This is a genomic window from Streptomyces sp. NPDC031121, assembly GCF_055570615.1.
In genome coordinates this window covers 11,297-29,961 of record NZ_JBVIGV010000011.1, presented here as the reverse complement: position 1 = coordinate 29,961, position 18,665 = coordinate 11,297, and the positions used below count along the sequence as shown (strand labels likewise).

Below are 18,665 nucleotides of genomic sequence, written 5' to 3'. Positions count from 1 at the left end.
TGGCGTGCCGGGAATGACCACTCTGATCATCGGTGGCAGCGGGTTCCTGGGTGCCGAGCTCATCCGGCAGGCGAGCGCAGGCGGGCACACCACGGCCGCCACCTACGCGACCAAGCCCGCCACCACAGCTCCCACCGCCTGGCACCTCCTCGACCTGCGAGACGCAGACAGTATCGACTCCGCCCTCACCCGGGTGCGCCCCAACGCCATCATCAACGTATCGAGTGGAGGGGCGGACTGGCGGGTCACCGCGGAGGGCCCGATCCACCTGGCCATCGCTGCGGCGAAGCACGGTACCCGCATGGTCCACGTCTCCAGCGACGCCGTCTTCTCCGGCACCCGCGTCCACTACGACGAATCCAGCCTCCCCGACCCCACCACCCCCTACGGCGCAGCCAAGGCGGCCGCCGAGACCGGCATCCTCGCCGTCCACCCCGAGGCCGCCGTCGTCCGCACCTCACTGATCATCGGCCACGGACGCTCCACCCACGAAAAGCTCGTACACGACCTCGCCACCGGCACCCGCCACGGCGCCCTCTACACCGACGACATCCGCTGCCCCGTCCACGTCACCGACCTGGCCGCCGCCCTCCTGGAAGTCACAGCCGGCGAGACATCCGGCATCCACCACGCCGCCGGACCCGACGCCGTCAGCCGCCACCAGCTCGGCACCCTCATCGCCCGACGCGACGGCCTCGACCCATCCCGGCTCCCCACAGCCCTACGCGCCCACAGCCCCCACCCCGGCCCCCTCGACGTACGCCTCGACAGCCGCGCAACCCAACGAACCCTGCACACCCGACTCCGCGGTGTGCGGCGGTTCACCGACCAGCTCACCGACTGCGCGGAGCAGACGGAGAGGCGGCCCTCCCGAGGTCAACCGGGAGCGTCGTGAACTGAAATGACGGGACCCATCGGTGAGCGCCGTGCCCGGCAAGGGCCTGTATGAGTTCGTTTCGCTGCATTTCCGTCATGGGGCCAAGCACGCAGAGCGGGAGGCGCGCGCCGTCCTTGAGGGTGTCCGGCTGGGGATAGGGCCAGCCTGCCGGCCGCTGCACAGTCGGCTTGCCGGCGCCGGGCTCCAGGTCGATATGGATTCCCGTGTACCGGTACGCCAGAGGGCTCCGGATTTGTTCAATGCTGACGCGCTGGATCTGGTCCCATGGAATCTTCAGCCGTCCGGCGGCGCTTCCGGTTGTGATCCCGTCTGGCCCGACGTGAAGCGCCCACCGGGATCTCACTTTCGGCATCCTCGCGTGCTTGAAGATCGCGAGTGTCTCCACGATCACACCGGCGATGCAGCACAGTGCGACCAACCCGCCGAACGCCCCTCCGAGCGCCATGACGGCGAGCCATCCCTCCTGGCCGTCAGCAGCTCCCGGCGTAACGAGCCCGAGACGCAGCGGAAAGTAGATGCCGGCCGCCGCCACCGCCGAGGACAGCAGGGCGGCGAGCGAGACAGCAGCCGGGCGCGGTGTGGCCACGTAGGTGTCCAGTTGCTCCTGGCCGGTCCAGGACATCTCGAAGGAGGCGTGCGACGAGGTGCGCGGCGCCTGAGTCGGCGTCATCACCTGCGGTGGCCGCACAGGGACGCCGCTGCCCGGCGAATTCTTCGAGACGGCCGTCCGGTGCTCGAGTGACGTCCGCATGGCGCGCGCCGTCTTGGCCAGAAGTATGCCTCGGGGATCCTGGCCCGGTGGCGGGGGCACCGGCGCGTGGTCAAGCTGTCGCAGCGCCCGTGAGATGTCGGCTGCGTTCGGGTACCGCTGATCGGGGTCCTTGCGCAGCAGCCTCAGTACGAGGTCGTCCCAGGCGGGTGGAATGTTCGGGGACACCCGGCTGGGGGCTGGGGGTTCCTGGGTGAGGTGGGCCGTGACGTAGCCCAGGGCGTCGGTGGCCTGGAACGGCAGTCGGCCGGTGATCAGCTCGAAGAGAAGGCAGCCGAGTGCGTACAGGTCGCTCCGCGGTTCCGGAAGGCCGCGTGCTTGTTCGGGCGCCATGTAGGGGGGTGTGCCCACGATGAAGCCGGTCCGGGTGAGTCGGTCCGCGGTCGCGGAGGGGTCGGCTGCCTTGGCGATGCCGAAGTCGAGGACCTTCACGTTGCCGGAAGGCGTGACGATGATGTTGGACGGCTTGATGTCCCGGTGCACAATCCCGGTCTCGTGCGCCACGGCGAGGGCATCCCCTATCTGCGCGCCCCACCGGGCCGCGTCCGGCAGGGCGACAGCACCTCGGCGCACCATCGCGTCCAGGCCCTCGCCTCGGAGCAGCTCCATCACCAGGAACGGGACCCTGCTGCCCCCGGTATCGGTCTCACCGAAGTCGTGAATGGTGATGACGTTGGGGTGTTGCAGTCGGGCGGTGATCCGTGCCTCGCGCAGGAACCTTGCGCGTGCCTCGTCGCCGCGGCTTCCGCCACCGGCGAGCAGGGAGATCACCTTGACGGCGACAGGTCGGCCCAGCGTCTCGTCCTGCGCCTCCCATACCTTCCCCATGCCGCCTTCGCCGAGCTCCCGCACCAACCGGTAGCGGCCTCCGACGACTCGGTCTCGCACGGCTACGTCCCCCGTTCCGGAAATTCCTGTCCGCCCGCCCTGATCCGGACCAGCTTTCCATCCTCGGTGCGTTCCTGGCCGCCGAACGGGTGGCGATCCACCAGCCGGGCCTCCACGAGGGCAACGCCGCCTTCGAGACACTGGCCTGCGTGGGGGAGGCGTTTGACGCCGCCGAGCCGGACGAGCACCGCCTGGTCGCGCTCGACGGTATCCGGGTGCCGGGGTGGGCGCCGCCGTCGTGCCGGTCTCCGACCGGAGCGCGTACGCCGACGTCGTCGAGCGCCCCGTCTGCGCCGCACCCCGACGCTCGGGACGGTGCAGTCCGGCATCCTCCCCGAGGCCACCGGCGGCTTCCGCGGCGGTGGCGTCTTGGCGAGGGCGGCGGTGAGGAGCGGCATCCGCGCGCCTTGGCGCGAGCGCGCAGATGCCGCGTCATTGAAGCCCGCGTCACGAGTCCGTAGCCTCGGATCCCGGCCGCCCTACGCGGGACCGGAACGGAACCCACGGAAGGACGGGCGAAGTTGACGGAGCAGGCCCAGCCGGGCCGGGCGATCGGCGGGCGCTACCGGCTCGTCGGTCTCCTGGGTTCCGGAGGGTTCGGACGGGTGTGGAGGGCGCACGACGAGGTCCTGGACGTGGGGGTGGCCGTCAAGCAGGTCTGGCTGCCGCAGCAGGCCGGCTCGGAGCACGAACGGGAGGAACGGCTGGCCCGTGCAGCACGAGAGGCCCGCAACGCGGCGAAGCTGCGCGACAAGCCGCACATCGTCGCCGTCCACGACGTGGTGGTCGAGGAAGGCACTCCCTGGATCGTGATGCGCCTCGTGGAAGGGTGTTCCCTGAGCGAGTACCTGCGGGTGGAGGGCAGGATGCCGGCGCCGCGCGTGGCCATGGTGGCCACCGCACTGCTCAAAGCCCTGGAGGCGGCCCACACGGCGGGGATCGTGCACCGTGACCTCAAGCCGGCGAACGTCATGCTGACCCGGGACGGGGACGTGCTGCTCACCGACTTCGGGATCGCCGTCCACCTGGCCGACGCGAGACTCACCGCGACCGGCGGGGTCGTCGGCTCGGCCGAGTACATGGCCCCGGAGAGGCTCAACGGGGGCGAGGACCAGGGTGCCGGCGATCTCTTCTCGCTGGGCGCCACCCTGTACGAGGCGGTGGAGGGCACCTCGCCCTTCCGGCGCGACACCCCGACCGCCTCGTTCGCGGCGGTGGCACTGCACGATCCGCCACCACTGCAAGGCGGCGACACCGCGCTGGCGTCGCTGATCACCGCCCTGCTCGCGAAGAGGCCCGGAGACCGGCCGACCGTGAAGCAAGCCCTCTCCCTGGCCGCAGCCGCAGACCCTCACAGCGGCCGGTACCACGGAGACGGCAGCGATCTGCTGCGCTGGAACGGCACCGGCTGGGACACCTACCGACGGGCCGACGGCCTGACCTGGACGCCGTACACGCCGGCCTGGTCGGGTCTGGCCGCCCTCGGCTCGTCCGTCCCGGGCGGCCGGTACGCACGGATCGGCGACACCGTCCTGTACGTCGCCGAGCTGACCTGGGGCCCCGGAAGCAAGCTCGGCTCCGGCGACGTCAAGGCGTCCTTGCCGCTCGCGGCGGCGGGAGTCGGCAGCGCCGAGTGGGGCTGGCAGGGCACCGGTCGCTACCGCGACGGCACCCGCGGCACATGGAAGGGACTCACTCCCGTCATCGCGCAGGGCGGCAGCGTCGCCACGGTCTTCGCATGCCGCCCGAAGGACGGCGGCTGGGTGCCCCCGGGCCGGATCCCCTACACCTGGGCAGCCGGCGCGCACATGCGGATCCAGGGCGAGTACGAAACGGCCTGAGGCACGGGCCACGAGCGGCGAGAGCCGTCAGCAGCCCGGGACGGCGGCGGCGACCGTGAACGAGCCGTGGGCGCCCATCTCCGAGCCCTGGTCCCAGGTCAACGTCTCTCTGACCGCCTGCCGCCGCACCTTCCAGCCCGCCGCTCCGGCATGACCTCCGGGGTAATCGCCACTGGGGCCGCCCGCTGACAGGATCGGACCAACGGTCCGCACCGGCGGACCGGTTGCCGCCGACAGCCGACAGCCGACAGGGGAGCAGACCATGAACGCCTACGCCATCGCCCACCTCCGCCCCGAGACGATGAACGAGGACATCCTCGCCTACATCGAGGCCGTCCAGTCGACCATGGACCCCTTCGGCGGCCGCTTCCTCGTGCACGGCCAGCAGGTCGAGGTCCTGGAAGGCCCCTTCCCCGGCACCGTCGTCGTCATCGGCTTCCCCGACATCGAACGGGCCCGCGCCTGGTACGCCTCCGACGCCTACCAGGCCATCCTCCCGCTGCGCACGAACCACATGGCGGGCGAGGCCGTCCTGGTCGAGGGCGTCCCGGCCGACTACGACGCGACGAAGACGGCCGCCCGCCTGCGCGCCGAGGCCGGCCTCTGACGGGCAAGGGGGTCACCTTCGTGATCGCGGCCCCCGACGGTTACCCCCGCCACCGCTCCTCCTGCGGCGCGGCGGCACCGGACCTCGGACGCCCGCCTCCTCGCCGAGAATCAGACGCAGCGTCTTCGGCCGGCTGGGAGGGCGGGCTCGCGCTTGCGGCCCAGCCACCGGCCGTGCGCGCTCACGCCCGACCGCGGCCGCGAGGACGCGGCCGGGCGCCAAGCGCGTGGGGCGTCCGCAATCCGGCAGGTGGAGGCGCCGGTTCAGCCGGTGCCGATGAGGGCGAGGCCGGCGACCGGCAGCAGCAGCATCCACTGGGGGAGCTGCAGGAGCGGCCGTGGCCAGTCGGCGGCCAGTGTGACGGCCAGGAACACCGCCGCGTAGGCGAGGTAGTGGGCCGCGATGAAGACCACGAGCGCCGTGCTGGGCGCGGCCGCGAAGGCGAGTGCGAGCAGCGCGATCGAGCTGATCAGCAGGTCGGCGGTGACCATGTGCCAAACGACGTGCAGGGTCCGCTTGGGTTCGGCGGCCAGCTCGCTGCCCAGGAGCGGGCGGACGACCGAGCGGCCGCCGGCGGCGGCGTGGATGAGCGTGGTCGCCGCCGCGATGCCTCCAGCGGTAAGCAGCCAGCCGTTCACCGGGCCTCGATTCCCTTGGCGATCACTTGGGCGATACGCCGGGCCAGATCCGGTCCGGGGCGTTCGCCGATGAGCCCCAGATGGAAGAAGACCGCCCCGGCCAGGGTGTCCAGTACGAGATCGACCGGCAGGTCTTCGCCAGTCTCGCCGCGCTGCTCGGCCCGGTCGAACACGACGACGAGCCGTTCCTTGGCCGGCCGGAGGAATCGGGAGCGGATCGTCGCGCGCAGTTCCGGTGCGGCGGCGAAGTCCGCGAGCAGTCCCGGCAGGGCCGCTGCGGCCGGCGGCGCGGAGAACTCCTCGATCAGCGACTGGACCACGGCCGCCAGATCGTCCGCCAAGGTCCCGGTGTCCGGTACGTCCGCGGTGTCGGCGGTGGTGAAGACGGCCTCGTAGACCAGTTCCGGCTTGCCGGACCAGCGGCGGTAGACGGTGTCCTTTCCGACGCCCGCTCGCGCGGCGACGGCGCCGATGGACAGCCCCGCGTAGCCGTTCTCCATGAGCAGTTCGCCGGCCGCCTTCATGATCGCTGCACCGGATCGCTGGTCTCTGGGGCGCCCTCGCCCCGCAGGGGAAGAAATCATGCTCCCCACTATTCCATACGGGTCGACTCGTATGGAATATCGGCCAGGTGCGAGTCCGGTTCGCAGGGCATGCTCATGTGCGGTGCGAGGGAGCGAGCGCGCTGCCACATGCCGCGGGCATGTTCGGTGGGGCGCTGTGCTCGCCGGGCAGGGCGTTGAGGATGACCGGGGTGCCGGTCAGCGCGGAGGAACGCACCCGGCACGAGCGCCGCGTCGACACGACCGCAGATGAGCAGCGCGGCCGGTCCGCGGTCGGCAGCGGCGGACGGGGCCTTCGAAGCCGTCCTGCCCTTGCCCAGCGCGCGGCGGCGAGGGGCGGGAGGCCGCAGTTCCGCGCGCGGTGCGGTTTTTGCCGCAGCTGATGCGGGAGCCGGCGGCGGTCTGTGGGCAGGCGTGCTCCGGCACGCAGTCTTCAGACGCGGTCCCGGTCGCCGCCGCGCTGTTCTTCCGGACCGATGTCGCCGGCTGGGGTATCACCGGTCGCGGGGGCCGCCGGAGCGGAGCCCGGTGGAAGGAGCGCTGCGGTGCACTGCTCGGCGAGGGCTTCCGCGTACGGGGGAAGTTCCATACCCGCGCGGAGGTGGCGGCGGACGATGGACAGCGGGAGGTCGATCAGGGCGAGCATGATGCGCTCCCGCGCCTGTTCGCCGGTGGCGCCCAGGGCCTCGCCGAGGCCGTGGACCGCGGTGAGTGTCCGGCGGTTGCCGGCATCGGCGCGTGCGGTGTGCTCCGGCGACCACTGGGCGCGGTCGAAGTCGGCGGCGCCGTAGAGGAGCAGGGCGGCCTCCTCGGGGTGGTGGCGGCTCCAGGCGATCACGTGCCGGGACGCCGCCTGCGCCGCCAAGCGGGGGTCCTCCTGGCTGCCGAGCACGTCGGTGTAGCTCGCCTGGAAGCGCTCGACGGTACGCAGCCACACCTCCGCGAGCAGAGCCGTGCGGCCGGTGAAGCGGTGGTAGACGGAACCGCTCGGCGCCCCGACGGCCTGGGCGACGGCCGACATGGTCACGCCGGCCGGTCCGCCGGCGGCGGCGAGGTGGACGGCGGCGTCGAGGAACTGCCCTGTGTCGAAGCGGGGTGGTCTCGCCATGAAACAGAGGGTACCCTCCAAATTATTAGAGGTATGCCTCCAATAAGATGCACGGGGAGACGGCATGGGTGTCTACAACGTCCACGAGCGCCTGCTGGCCGCACACACCGGCGAGGTGGGCGCACTCATCGACACGCTGGCCAGCGGGGAAGGCGACCGGCTCTGGCCCGGCCGCCACTGGTCACCGATGGAGTTCGACCGCCCGCTGGAACCGGGCGCCGTGGGCGGCCACGGACCGGTCCGGTACACCGTGGCCGGATACGTGCCGGGGCAGTGGATCCGCTTCGAGTTCACCGGCCCCAGCGGTTTCCACGGCTTCCACGAACTGGCTGTCCTGCCCGCCGGCCCGGACCACACGCGCCTGCACCACACTCTGACCATGTCCCCCCGCGGCCAGGCCCGGATCACCTGGCCCCTGGTCTTCCGCCCGATGCACGACGCCTGCATGGAGGACGCTTTCGACCGAGCCGAACTCGCCTGCACCGGAACGGTCTCCCGCCCCGCCCGCTGGTCGCCCTACGTCCGCTTCCTCCACGCCCTGGCCTCCCGCGCCCTCCGCCGCAGCGACAAACCCACCCCCCACAACTGAGAAGCGGTACCGGCTGCGCCCGCCCCCTCGTCTCCGCTGCTAGTGGTGCTTGGTCAGGTTGGTGTTGGGCTTGGTATGTGACCGCCGCCCGCTGGTTCTCCTCCTTGCCCGCCGGGCATCCGCCGGTTCGCGGAGCGGATCGGCGCCGCCGCCTGACGGAGGACCACGGGCTCGGCCGCCCACTGGATTGGACCCCTGGCCCAGGTCGGCGGCCAAGGCGTCTTCATCCGCGCCGTCACACGGGCCAGCCGCGGTGACCCCTCTGATCATCGATGGCGGAGGGTTGGCGGCCTCCGGGCACAGCAGCACGTCCGCCGCCGTGCAGGCGAGGCGCAGGCTGGACGGCGCTCCGAGAGCGGGCCGAGGCCGGCCTGTGACGCCGAGTCCCCGGGCGTCCGCCCGTCACCGGGCCGTGCCGGCCTGCGCTCCGGCGGGCAGCGGCGGCAGCTCCCGGTGCGCCACCGTGAAGCCGCCCGAACGGACCGGGGCGAAGGGAGCGGGCGCCATGCACGTCCCGACCTTGGGCGCGACCGGCTTGCCGTCGACGACGTCCAGGTTCCCGACGCCCCAGCTGAAGCCGAGCCGGCCGCGGCCCGGCCCCCCGCTCCTGACGCTGATCCCGTAGCGGGTGCCGATGTCCGCCGGGTCGGCGGACTTGGTGACCACAGCGGTGAGCGTCGCGGTGTCACCTGCCGTGACCAGGCAGTCCACAGCGGCCTCCGCCGTCCGGATCTCCTGCGTCCGGGCCACCCGGTGCGAGATGGCGACCGTCCCGCGGGCGTCGGTGGGCATGCCCGCCGGCAGCCCGTCGAGCGGGCGGCTGAAGGGCGCCGCGGTGGCGTCGACGGTGAAGCGGATCTCGTCGTCGGGGGCGTACGCGTAGAAGATCCGCCCCTTGCCACCGACCCTGGCCGGGCTGCCCTGCCCGCTCCCGGCGGCTGAGGACGGCCCGCCCAGGGCGGCGAGGACCGCCGTGGCGGCCAGCGCCACGACGGCGGACCGGCGGCGGGGGGTGGAGAGGATGCCGGGCATGGGAGCTCCTTGGGTGGTGGGCCGCCGCGTCGGCGGCCGTGGTCTCGACGACGGGCTCCACCCTCGCCGCACGGGCCGCACCCGGACCATCTGCCGATCAGCGGATCCCCCGCCCCGGCGGGCCGTCCCCCTCTCCCGTTCGGCAGAGGGAGCCGGCCGGCATGCACCCCTAAGATCAACGAATGGGGAAACCAACGGAGTACGGGCGCCGGGACGCCGTCCTGACCGCGGCCGCGCTCATGACGGGGGGTACGGCGCTCGCCGCCCTCTGCGCCGTACACGGTGGCACGCCGCAGTCCTACGGGGCGCCGTCCGCGATCGCCGCCGCGACGGTGCTGCTGTGGACGGCCCTCTGCTGGCCCCGCTCGCGCACGCGCCTCGCCCCGGCCCTGTCGCTCGCCGCCGCCCTGTCCCTGGCCACCACCGCCTTCGCGGCCCCGCCCGCCGCCCCCGAGGCAGCGTGGGCCCGGCTCGGGGAAGCCGCCGTCCTGCTGGTGCTCCTCGTCATCGCGGTCCGCTGGGCCCCCTCGCGGTACGCGGCCGGGGCGGCCCTGCCGGCGGGCGCGGCGGTGGCGGCGTGGACGCTGCCGCTGCTCCCGGACCCCTCGATGCTGACGCTCGCCGGCGCGGCGGCGTTCTGGTCCCTGCCCGTCCTCGGCGCGGCCGCCGCCGGCGGCTATCCGCGGCTGATGGAACACCGCAGGCAGCGCCTGGTCGCGGAGACCCGCCGCACCCAGCAGCTCGAACTCGCCCGCGACCTCCACGACTTCGTCGCCCACGACGTCAGCGGCATCGTCGCGCAGGCCCAGGCCGCCCGCTTCGTGGCCGAGTCGGACCCCGGGCAGGCCCTGAGAGCCCTGGAGCGCATCGAGGCGGCCGGCCACAGCGCGCTGGCGTCGATGGACCGGATGGTGAAGACGCTCCATGAAGCGGACGGCGGCGACGCCCGGGCCGGCAGCGTCGAGGCGCTGCCCGGCGCGGACGGCCTGGCCGCCCTCGTCGAGCGGTTCTCCTCCACGGCACCCGCCCCGGCAGCCCGCCTGCACGTGGCGCCCGGTGCCACGACCGGCCTCTCACGGGCCGCCGGCTCGACCGCCTACCGGGTGGTCGTCGAAGCCCTCACCAACGTCCGCCGCCACGCCCCCGGCGCCTCGCGCGTCGACATCACCCTCACCCCGGCCCGCACCGCCGGCGGCGATCGGGCGCTCCGGGTCGAGGTGGCCGACGACGGCGGCGGACCGCCGGCCGGGCGTATGCCCCTGCGGCGGGCGGGTGACGGCCACGGCGGACGCGGCCTGGCCGGCATCCGCGAACGCGTACACGCCGCGGGCGGCACCCTCTCCCACGGCCGCCGCCCCGAAGGCGGCTGGCGGCTCGTCGCCGTACTGCCCGGGGCACCCGCACCGGCGGACGCCCCCTTCCGGACGAAGGGACCCTCGTGAACGGCACACCCCCGACCCGCATCCTGATCGCCGACGACCAGGACGACGTCCGCAGCGGATTCCGGCTCGTCCTGGACTCACAGCCCGACATGACCGTGGTCGGCGAAGCCGCCGACGGAGTCACGGCCTACGACCTCGCCCGCAGCCTGCGCCCGGACGTCGTCCTGGCCGACATCCGCATGCCGCGCCTTGACGGCCTGGAGCTCACCCGCCGCCTCGCCGGCCCGCAGGCCCCGCACTCCACCCGGGTCATCGTGGTGACCACCTTCGACCTGGACGACTACGTGCACACCGCCCTCCACCACGGCGCCGGCGGCTTCCTGCTCAAGCGCTCCGGGCCCGCGCTGCTGATCGAGGCGGTCCGGGCGGCCATGGAGGGTGACGCACTCATCAGCCCCCAGATCACCGTCCGCCTCCTGCGCCGCCTCACAGAACCGGCGCCACCGCCGGCCCGGGCCCCCGAGCCGGATCCGCTGACCGACCGCGAACGCGAAATCGTCCGCCTGATAGCCCGCGGCCACACCAACGCCCGGATAGCCGCCGATCTCTTCATCTCCCCGGGCACCGCCAAAACCCACATCGCCAACATCCAGGCCAAGCTCAAGACCGTCAACCGGGTCGGCATCGCAGCCTGGGCCTGGAAAACAGGCCTGGCCACCCCGGAACCGTGACCCGTCGGGCCGAAGCCGCGGCTCGCCTGCCGCGCGGGACGAGGCGGACGTGGAGGTGGCGGACATCCTGCCATCCCGCGAGGCGGTTCCCGGATCAGCGTCATGCCGTCCGGTGTGCGGACAGGGCGAGCCTGGCCAGTTCGACGCGTGAGTGGATACCCAGCTTCGCGTAGATCCTGCGCAGGTAGTAGTTCACGGTGTGCGGGGAGAGATGCACCGCGCTGGCCACCTCGCCGTTGGTCAGGCCGTCTGCAACGAGCGCGGCGATCGTGCGCTCGGTTCCGCCGAGTTCGTCCCAGCCGGCCACCGCCGCGTCCGCACGGGCCGGCTCGGGGGAGGTGTCGACCACGGCATAGCGGCCGGCGTGCTCCCTCACCAGCCACGACCGGCCGCGCCCCGCGGCGGACGTGCCGCGCGCCCCGAGCAGCGTCCGCAGGTCCGAGGCCGCGCATGCCCCGGCCCAGGCGTCGGTGTGCTCGGCGGCGGCCCGGGTCAGACCGTCCGGGTCGCATTCGAACAGGGCCCGGGCGTGCAGGGCCGCCGTCCGCAAGGAGGAGGCGTCGGGGTCGGCCGCGGCCAGGAGTTCGGCGGTACGCAGGGCGGCCTGGCCCGGCTCCGGGTTCCCGGCCGTACGGGAGAAGCGGACGAACCAGGCGGCTGCACCCGGTTCGGCCAGGTGGAGCGGGCGCAGCGACGGCAGGTGCCGCCCGGGACCGGTCAGCAGAGCTGTCGCGGCCAGGTGTTCGCCCTGCGCGTGCGCCACCATGAGTTCCAGCCACGCGGCCGGTACGGGTGCCAGCTCCGTCACCTCCGGCCCGAACTCCCGCAGCCGCGCGAGCTGCGCCGCGGCACCTGCGGCGTCACCGCGGCGAAGCGCCACCCGGCACAGGGTGGACCGGGCCCATGCCAGAAGCGTCGCCGGCCCCCCGTCGGCGGCCGTCTCCAAGGCGTCGAGAGCGGTGCGTGCGGCGTGTTCGGCCTCGGCGGACTCCCCGGCACGGGCGTGGGCCTCGGCCCGTACGAGATCGGCCGCGGGCCGGAAGACGGCGAGGGGACCGGCGGGCGTGTCCGCGAGGACGCGGGCGATCAGCGCGCGGGCGGCGTCCGGCTCACCCGCGCAGATCAGCCGCCGGGCCTGCGCCACCCGCGGGTACGCGCGCTCGGCGGCGGTGTCGGGGGTGACGGGCTGCTCGACCGCCGCCGCGCCCGAGCGCAGCGCCTCGCTCGCCCTGCCCTCGCTCCACCGCAGTCCGGCCAGGGCGGTCGCCGCGGCGCGGCGGGCCTCGGGACCGCCGTCGTGGAGGCGGTCGATCGCCGCCAGGGCCTGCTCCGCGCCGACCGGGCCGAAGCCGCCCGGGGCCCCGCCCGCACCCACCATCACCAGGTCCAGGACCACTCGGCGCAGCGCGGTCACCTCGCTGCGGGGCAGCGGCCCGTTCAGCGCGCTGCGGGCCAGCAGCAGCGCGGACTCGACGTACCCCGAGCCCAGCAGCGTCGCCAGGGCGCCCGTCACCCCCGCCCCGTCGTCCGCCGCGCTCCCCGGCCTGGCCCGCGCGGCGCCCTGACGGCCGAGCGAGGCGAGGTCACGGGCGGGGAGGTCGTGCCCCGGCGCGAGCCGGCGCGCCTCCTCGTGCAGGGCGGAGCGCACGCTGGGCGGTATCGCCTCGAACACGGCACGCCACAGCAGCGGCTGCCGGAAGGTGACTCCTTCGTCGGTGAGCCGCAGGACTCCCGCGGTGAGGGTTTCGTCGAGGGCGGGAAGCAGGGCCGCCGTACCGGTGCCCAGCATGGCGGCGGCCTGGGAGAGCTGGAACGTGCGGCCCAGCACGGTACCGACCCGCAGGAGCTGGGCGGACTCCCGGGACAGCTGGCGCAGCAGGCCGGCCACCGCCGCCTGGACCCGGGACGGCAGCCGGCCCGGTGTCAGCCGCACCAGCTCCCCGTCGGGGCCGATCCGGCCCTCCTCACGCAGGCCCTCCAGCAGTTCGACGATCAGCCTCGGATTGCCGCCGGCGCAGGCCGCCACGTCCAGCAGAGCCGGCTGGGGCGCCACGTCGAGGAGGTCGGCGACGAGTTCGCGCACCGCATCCTCCTCCAGCGGCGCCAGCTCCAGACCGGCGGCCGGCGGCCTGCCGGCGCCCTCCCAGGAGGTTTCCGCCGCCGGGTCGAGACCCCCGGTGCCCGCACTGCGCGCCAGCAGGACGGGGACCGGGGGCCGGGCCGCCGGGCCTGTGGAGCGGATGAGGTCGAACAGGGTTTCGGCGGATCCCGGCTCCGCATCGTCGACGACGATCAGCGGCGGCGGGCCGGCCGACCCCACCGCCTCGCGCAGGACGGCACCGGCACCGCCGCGCAGCTCCGACGCGTGGTGCTGGTGGACGGCGAACCCCCGACGGCGTGCGCGGTGCGCCGCGTCGAGCAGGAGCCGGCTCTTGCCGACGCCGGCCTGCCCTCCGACCACGAGGAGTTCGGGGTGCCCGTGCGCCGCTCTGTCCAGGAAGCCGCCCAGCCGCCGGAGTTCCCTCTCACGTCCGTAAAGGGCCGTCAACGCAGACATACGTTCTCTCCCTGAGCACCCCGGCCCACCGCCTTCCGGTCGACCGACCGGTATTGCACCACGGCGGAGACGGAGAACGTCAGGTCGTGCGGCCGGAAGTATCAACTCCCCTGGGCCGCGGCGCGGACCGCGGCGGCGACGGCCGGCGTCACCCGCGGGTCCAGGGAGTGCGGGACGATCCGGTCCGCGGCCAAGTCGGGCGCGGCGACCGCGGCGATCGCCTCGGCGGCGGCGAGCTTCATGCGCTCGGTGATGCGGGTGGCTCCGGCGTCCAGCGCGCCGAGGTAGATGCCCGGCGAGGCGAGGGTGTTGATGACCTGGTTGGGGTGGTCGCTGCCGCCGGTCGCGACCACCGCGGCGTGACGGGCCGCCAGATGCGGGTGGATCTCCGGTTCGGGGCTGGACAGCGCGAGGACCACCGGATCCGGGGCCATGGAGGCGATCCACTCGGGCGCGACACGCGCCCCCGACACGCCGACGAACACGTCGGCTCCGCGCAGCGCCTCGGCCGGGCCGCCGCGCAGCCGCCGGGGATTGGTCACCGCCGCCAGCTCCGCCTTGACCGGGTTCATGCCCGCCCGGCCGGGGACGAGGATGCCCCGGGAGTCGAGCACGGTGACATCCGCGACTCCCGCGCTCAGCAGGATCCGGGCGCAGGCCACACCCGCGGCCCCGGCTCCGTACACCACCACCCGGCGGGTGTGCAAGGGCCGCCCCAGGACCGTGGCTGCCCCCCGCAGGGCGGCGAGTACGGCGATGGCGGTGCCGTGCTGGTCGTCGTGCATCACCGGGCAGTCCAGCGCCTCGGTAAGCCGCGCCTCCACCTCGAAGCAGCGGGGCGCCGCGATGTCCTCCAGGCTGACCGCCCCGAACGAGTGGCGCAGCCTGACCACGGTGTCCACGATCTCGTCCACGTCCGTCGTGGACAGCACGAGGGGGATGGCGTTGAGACCGGCGAACTTCTTGAGCGCCGCCGCCTTGCCCTCCATCACCGGCATTGCCGCGAGCGGGCCGACATCGCCGAGGCCGAGTACGGCCGTGCCGTCGGTGACCACGGCCACGAGGCGCCCGGCCCACGTATAGCGGGCGGCGAGCGCGGCATCCGTCGCGATCGCCTCGCTCATCCTGGCCACGCCCGGGGTGTAGGCGAGGGAAAGGGACCGCGCGTCGCCGAATGCGGTGGTGACCTCCACGGCCAGTTTTCCGCCGGTGTGGGCGGCGAATATCTCGGCATCAGTAACGGGCTTCTCCGTCGTAGTGATCATGCGGAAAAGGCTAGGCAGCGGACCGCGCAAGGGGGACTACTCACCCGGGTAGTCCTGCCCCCGGCCCCCTTCCTACACGGTCGGGTAGTGGCCGCCGAACGGCGCCGACACCAGCATGGTGAGGGCCCGGACCCCGTACGGCCCGGCCCCGCGGGCCCTTTCACCCCGCGCCTTCCCGTCGACATCCCCCGAGGAAACAAGAGATCCCACCATGGCAACCCTGATCATCAGCAACCAGCGCACCGAGGAAATGGTCGGAGACCTCGACTCGCTCACGCCGGAATACCGCCGCTACGTCGGCAACCAGGCCCAGCGGATGGCCTGGTGCCTGAGCGAGGGGGACGTCCTCGTCCTGCCGACGGCCCCGGACGAGGAGTTCCTGCGCCATGTGACCGGGAAGCTGGGCATCGACCGGGATGCGGTACGTGTGCTCGTGCCCCCGCCGGGGCGGTACGGCGAGGGCGTCCTCTCCCGCGACCGGCTGTGCGGGGAGGCGTTCGTGGCGGAGCTGCGCGAGGCGGTCGCCGCCCACGGCGTCGACCAGGTCCTGCCGTTCCACTTCGACAGCTCGGTGGCCGTCCTGGTGCGCGCCCTCGGCCTGGACGGCGTCACGGCCGGCTTCGGCTTCCTCGACCAGAGCGGCGGCCGCCTCCTCAACAGCAAGGCCACTTTCCGGGCCATCGCCGGAGGCGTCGGCGCCCCCGTGCCGGAAGGCGGGGTCTTCACCGCCCAGGAGGACGCGGCCCGGTTCCTGTGGGAGCGGTTCCTGTCCCGCGGACTGCCCGCCATCCTCAAGCAGGACTTCCACGTGGCCGGCTTCGGCAACGAGATCGTCAGCCCGGTCGCCGGGGTGGATCCCCTCGGCGCGCAGCGGACCGTGGTCGCCGCCGACCGCGAGGAGCTGGAGAAGTACCTGACCGACCGCTGGCCGTGGCTGACCGACGGGGGCCGGGGCAGCGTCGTCATCGAGCACTACGTCCCCGCATCGGTGCCGGTCTACGCGGAACTGCGCGTGGAGGAGCACGGAGTGGAGTTCACCGGGCACGGCGAGATGCGCATGAAGCCCGTCCTCAACGGGCTGATCGTGCCCGCCCCCTCCGCCTCGGCCGACGCGGTGGACTTCACCGGCTTCCTGGAGGCGGCGGCCCGGCTGTGCGAGCCGCTGCACGCCATGGGCTACCGGGGCATCGTCAGCGTGGACGCCATCGTCACCCCTGATCGGGACATCCTCGTCAACGAGTTCAACTGCCGCACCGGCGGGTCCACGCACATCCACCGGATCGGCGAACGCGTCGTCGGCGGCGACTACTTCACCGACCGGGTGCTCGTCGAGCTCCGGCGCTGCACCTTCCCGCCCTTCGCGCAGACGGTGCGCTCGCTGGAGGAGTCCGGACTCGGCTACGACCCGGCCACCCGTACCGGCGTACTGATCACCGTGGACGACAACAGCCCGAGCGGCGGCTTCGGCGAGTACTGCGTGGTCGGGGAGACCCTGGCGCACGCCGAGGAGCTCGAAGAGCGGGTGGCCCGACTGTTCGCCGGCCTGGGCGCGGAGGGCTGAGCGCCATGGCCGCCGAACGGTCCGGCTACCGGGCTCTCCTGACCCGGGACGTGCTGCTCTGGTCGCTGGCCGCCCTGGCCGGCAAGGCCCCCGTGGCCATGGCCCCCCTGGCGCTGGTCTTCTTCAGCCGCGGGAATCCGGGGGGCTACGCGCTCGGCGCCACGCTGGCCTCCGCCTACGTCCTGGGGGAGGTGGTGTGCGCGCCGCTGCTCGGCGCCCGCCTCGCGCGCAGGCCGATGCGCCGGGAGCTGAGCGCGGGACTGCTGGTGGGAGCCGCCGCCTTCGCCGCGCTGCCGCTGGCCGGAGACGCCCCCGCCCCCGTCCGGCTCGCCCTCGCGTTCCTCGCGGGCGGAGCCCCGGCAGCCTGCCCCGGCGGAGTCCGGTCCCTGCTGACCCGCCTGGTCCCGGAGGAGTCCGTACCGCGCGCGCTCAGCGCCGAGGCCGTACTCACCCAGATCACCTGGGCGGCCGCCCCGGCCGTCGTGGTGCTCCTCGCCCTGCAGGTCTTCCCCGGGGCGCCGCTGGTCCTGGCCGCGGTGCTCGCCGCAGCAGCGTGCCCCCTGCTCCTGCTGCTGCCGGAGCCCGCGGCCGCCGCGCCCGGGAAGGAGCACACCGGCCGCCCGATGACGCGCACCCTGCTGGAGGGCTGGCCGGTCTACCTGACGAGCGCAGCCGCGATGGCGATGCTGGCCACCGCCGAACTGGTCCTGCCCGCCCTGCTGGAGGACCGCGGCATCGCCCTCGGCTGGTCGGGGATCCTGCTCGCCGGGTTCGCGCTGGCCAGCGCACTCGGGGCGTTCTGCTACGGGTCGCGCACCTGGCCCGGCTCGGTACGGGTGCAGAGCCTGGTGCTGCTCGCCGCGACGGCGGGCTGCGTCGCCCTCGTGACGGTGCTGCCGGGCCTCCCCGGGATCGCGGTCGCCCTCGCGGCGGCGGGGGTGCTCCAGTCAGGGGTGATGGTGTCGCGCAGCCTCAGCCTGCGCGACCGCCTGCCCGAACACGCCCACGCCGCCGGGTATTCGATGATGTACGCGGTCCAGGGCGCCGGATACAGCCTGACGGCCTCGCTGTCGGCGGTGGTCCTGCAGGTGGCCGACGCGTCCACCGCCATCCTGGGCGGGGTCGTGGTCGCCGTGGTGATCACCGCGGTGAGCGCTCTGGCCGAGCGCAGGCCCGCCCGGGTGGGGCGCCCCCTCGGGGCAGGACAGGACGCACCCGTGTAGGACACCGCCACTGCGACCCGGCGCCGCGGCCCACACCGTCCAGGCGGTGCCCAGCGGAAGCCGGGCCACCACGGGTCAGGGTCATGAAGGCGCAGCCGGCCCCGGGCATCGCGGCTGCCCCGTCGATCCGTACGCTCGAGCGCCGCCCGCCAGGCAGAAGATCCTTGACCTCCTCAACGCCGGATGCGGAGTGGGCACCGTGGGACCGGCAGCGAGCTACCGGCAAGCCGGGTGGGTAGCGCAGCGGATGCAAGAAGCGATCCGGCCCCTTCACGGGCGACCATCCGTCGCCCTCGCCACATCCCCCTCCCGCTCCTGCCAGTGGGCGAGGTTGTTTCGGGTGTTGACGGTTCTGGGGTGGTCGGGCCCGAGGGCCTGCACCTGGTCGGCCAAGAGCTCGGCGAAGGCCTGTGCCGCTCCGGCCGCGTCCCCCGCCTCCCCTCTCCAGTAGGCGAGGTTGTTACGGGTGGCAAGGGTGTCGGGGTGGTTGGGGCCGAGGACCCGGACCTGGTCGGCCAAGAGCTCGGCGAAGGCCTGTGCCGCTCCGGCCGCGTCCCCCGCCTCCCCTCTCCAGGAGGCGAGGTTGTTCCGGGTGGTGAGGGTGTCGGGGTGGTCGGGGCCCAGCACCCGCACCTGGTCGGCCAACACGTCCGTGAAGGCCTGTGCCGCTTCGGCCGCGTCCCCCGCCTCCCCTCTCCAGGAGGCGAGGTTGTTCCGGGTGTTGAGCGTTCTGGGGTGGTCGGGCCCGAGGACCCGGACCTGGTCGGCGAGGAGCTCGGCGAAGGCTTGCGCCGCTCCGGCTGCGTCCCCCGCCTCCCCTCTGCAGGAGGCGAGGTTGTTTCGGGTGGTGAGGGTGTCGGGGTGGTGGGGGCCGAGGACCCGGACCTGGTCGGCGAGGAGCTCGGCGAAGGCCTGTGCCGCTCCGGCTGCGTCCCCCGCCTCCCCTCTGCAGGAGGCGAGGTTGTTTCGGGTGGTGAGGGTGTCGGGGTGGTGGGGGCCGAGGACCCGGACCT

16 protein-coding genes are annotated in these 18,665 nt (G+C 73.6%); 8 read left to right on the top strand and 8 right to left on the bottom strand.

All coding sequences use genetic code 11. The annotated features are described in order from the left end of the window. Positions 1 to 13 precede the first annotated feature (13 nt). The gene (locus tag ACZ462_RS21355; RefSeq protein WP_467802939.1) at positions 14 to 895 is read left to right on the top strand and encodes an SDR family oxidoreductase; all 882 of its coding nucleotides are present in this window, start codon (positions 14 to 16) and stop codon (positions 893 to 895) included. Here the strand turns inward: ACZ462_RS21355 and ACZ462_RS21350 are convergent. Continuing rightward, positions 834 to 2,555 carry a serine/threonine-protein kinase gene (locus ACZ462_RS21350; RefSeq protein WP_467802938.1) on the bottom strand — a complete coding sequence of 574 codons (1,722 nt, stop codon included), beginning with the start codon at positions 2,553 to 2,555 and terminating at the stop codon, positions 834 to 836. The two genes, ACZ462_RS21355 and ACZ462_RS21350, sit on opposite strands and share 62 nt — an antisense overlap. A gap of 521 nt (positions 2,556 to 3,076) precedes the next feature. On the opposite strand from ACZ462_RS21350, the gene ACZ462_RS21345 reads away from it, so the two are divergent. Both ACZ462_RS21345 and ACZ462_RS21340 read left to right on the top strand, forming a co-directional pair. Continuing rightward, entirely contained in the window at positions 3,077 to 4,396 is a 1,320-nt protein-coding gene (locus ACZ462_RS21345) for a serine/threonine-protein kinase (protein ID WP_467802936.1), read from the top strand. A gap of 262 nt (positions 4,397 to 4,658) precedes the next feature. Next, a complete protein-coding gene (locus ACZ462_RS21340) occupies positions 4,659 to 5,003 on the top strand; it encodes a DUF1330 domain-containing protein (protein WP_467802935.1) in 345 nt (114 codons plus the stop codon). 263 nt (positions 5,004 to 5,266) lie between these two features. Here ACZ462_RS21340 and ACZ462_RS21335 read toward each other — a convergent pair whose 3' ends face one another. The 3 genes from ACZ462_RS21335 to ACZ462_RS21325 all read right to left on the bottom strand — a co-directional run bounded on the left by ACZ462_RS21335 (position 5,267) and on the right by ACZ462_RS21325 (position 7,312). Next, entirely contained in the window at positions 5,267 to 5,641 is a 375-nt protein-coding gene (locus ACZ462_RS21335) for a hypothetical protein (protein WP_467802933.1), read from the bottom strand. Further along, complete coding sequence (locus tag ACZ462_RS21330) at positions 5,638 to 6,165, bottom strand: TetR/AcrR family transcriptional regulator (RefSeq protein ID WP_467802931.1); 528 nt, start codon at positions 6,163 to 6,165, stop codon at positions 5,638 to 5,640. The genes ACZ462_RS21335 and ACZ462_RS21330 overlap by 4 nt, the downstream gene beginning before the upstream one ends. A 472-nt stretch (positions 6,166 to 6,637) precedes the next feature. Continuing rightward, positions 6,638 to 7,312 (bottom strand): TetR/AcrR family transcriptional regulator, encoded by a 675-nt coding sequence (locus tag ACZ462_RS21325; RefSeq protein WP_467802929.1) that lies wholly within the window; start codon positions 7,310 to 7,312, stop codon positions 6,638 to 6,640. Positions 7,313 to 7,376: 64 nt separating this feature from the next. Between ACZ462_RS21325 and ACZ462_RS21320 the strand changes: the two genes are divergently transcribed. Beyond that, positions 7,377 to 7,901 (top strand): SRPBCC family protein, encoded by a 525-nt coding sequence (locus ACZ462_RS21320; RefSeq protein WP_467802928.1) that lies wholly within the window; start codon positions 7,377 to 7,379, stop codon positions 7,899 to 7,901. 402 nt (positions 7,902 to 8,303) lie between these two features. Here the strand turns inward: ACZ462_RS21320 and ACZ462_RS21315 are convergent, their stop codons facing one another. Then, positions 8,304 to 8,933, bottom strand: coding sequence for a hypothetical protein (locus ACZ462_RS21315; RefSeq protein ID WP_467802927.1), 630 nt, complete (start codon positions 8,931 to 8,933; stop codon positions 8,304 to 8,306). 182 nt (positions 8,934 to 9,115) lie between these two features. Between ACZ462_RS21315 and ACZ462_RS21310 the strand changes: the two genes are divergently transcribed. Continuing rightward, positions 9,116 to 10,375, top strand: a complete 1,260-nt coding sequence (locus ACZ462_RS21310) for a sensor histidine kinase (protein WP_467802926.1) — start codon at positions 9,116 to 9,118, stop codon at positions 10,373 to 10,375. Beyond that, on the top strand, positions 10,372 to 11,046 hold the full coding sequence (locus ACZ462_RS21305) for a response regulator (RefSeq protein ID WP_467802924.1): 675 nt from the start codon (positions 10,372 to 10,374) through the stop codon (positions 11,044 to 11,046). The genes ACZ462_RS21310 and ACZ462_RS21305 overlap by 4 nt, the downstream gene beginning before the upstream one ends. A 100-nt stretch (positions 11,047 to 11,146) precedes the next feature. On the opposite strand, the gene ACZ462_RS21300 is transcribed toward ACZ462_RS21305, so the two are convergent. Together ACZ462_RS21300 and ACZ462_RS21295 are read right to left on the bottom strand one after the other, a co-directional pair. Beyond that, complete coding sequence (locus ACZ462_RS21300; protein WP_467802923.1) at positions 11,147 to 13,603, bottom strand: LuxR C-terminal-related transcriptional regulator; 2,457 nt, start codon at positions 13,601 to 13,603, stop codon at positions 11,147 to 11,149. A 101-nt stretch (positions 13,604 to 13,704) separates the two neighbouring features. Beyond that, on the bottom strand, positions 13,705 to 14,868 hold the full coding sequence (locus ACZ462_RS21295) for an NAD(P)-dependent malic enzyme (protein WP_467802921.1): 1,164 nt from the start codon (positions 14,866 to 14,868) through the stop codon (positions 13,705 to 13,707). A gap of 211 nt (positions 14,869 to 15,079) precedes the next feature. On the opposite strand from ACZ462_RS21295, the gene ACZ462_RS21290 reads away from it, so the two are divergent. Both ACZ462_RS21290 and ACZ462_RS21285 read left to right on the top strand, forming a co-directional pair. Next, positions 15,080 to 16,429: a preATP grasp domain-containing protein gene (locus tag ACZ462_RS21290; RefSeq protein WP_467802920.1), complete on the top strand. Its 1,350-nt coding sequence runs from the start codon at positions 15,080 to 15,082 to the stop codon at positions 16,427 to 16,429. 5 nt (positions 16,430 to 16,434) lie between these two features. Next, the gene (locus tag ACZ462_RS21285) at positions 16,435 to 17,652 is read left to right on the top strand and encodes an MFS transporter (RefSeq protein ID WP_467802918.1); all 1,218 of its coding nucleotides are present in this window, start codon (positions 16,435 to 16,437) and stop codon (positions 17,650 to 17,652) included. Positions 17,653 to 17,922: 270 nt separating this feature from the next. Here ACZ462_RS21285 and ACZ462_RS21280 read toward each other — a convergent pair. Next, the coding region (locus ACZ462_RS21280; RefSeq protein ID WP_467802916.1) for a tetratricopeptide repeat protein at positions 17,923 to 18,665 on the bottom strand (743 nt) is incomplete at its 5' end.

Coding starts and splice junctions, on each gene's coding strand:
- ACZ462_RS21340 (WP_467802935.1), top strand. CDS start 4,659: ATGAACGCCTACGCCATCGCCCACCTCCGCCCCGAGACGATGAACGAG.
- ACZ462_RS21355 (WP_467802939.1), top strand. CDS start 14: ATGACCACTCTGATCATCGGTGGCAGCGGGTTCCTGGGTGCCGAGCTC.
- ACZ462_RS21330 (WP_467802931.1), bottom strand. CDS start 6,165: ATGAAGGCGGCCGGCGAACTGCTCATGGAGAACGGCTACGCGGGGCTG.
- ACZ462_RS21290 (WP_467802920.1), top strand. CDS start 15,080: ATGGCAACCCTGATCATCAGCAACCAGCGCACCGAGGAAATGGTCGGA.
- ACZ462_RS21300 (WP_467802923.1), bottom strand. CDS start 13,603: ATGTCTGCGTTGACGGCCCTTTACGGACGTGAGAGGGAACTCCGGCGG.
- ACZ462_RS21325 (WP_467802929.1), bottom strand. CDS start 7,312: ATGGCGAGACCACCCCGCTTCGACACAGGGCAGTTCCTCGACGCCGCC.
- ACZ462_RS21315 (WP_467802927.1), bottom strand. CDS start 8,933: ATGCCCGGCATCCTCTCCACCCCCCGCCGCCGGTCCGCCGTCGTGGCG.
- ACZ462_RS21295 (WP_467802921.1), bottom strand. CDS start 14,868: ATGATCACTACGACGGAGAAGCCCGTTACTGATGCCGAGATATTCGCC.
- ACZ462_RS21310 (WP_467802926.1), top strand. CDS start 9,116: ATGGGGAAACCAACGGAGTACGGGCGCCGGGACGCCGTCCTGACCGCG.
- ACZ462_RS21320 (WP_467802928.1), top strand. CDS start 7,377: ATGGGTGTCTACAACGTCCACGAGCGCCTGCTGGCCGCACACACCGGC.
- ACZ462_RS21285 (WP_467802918.1), top strand. CDS start 16,435: ATGGCCGCCGAACGGTCCGGCTACCGGGCTCTCCTGACCCGGGACGTG.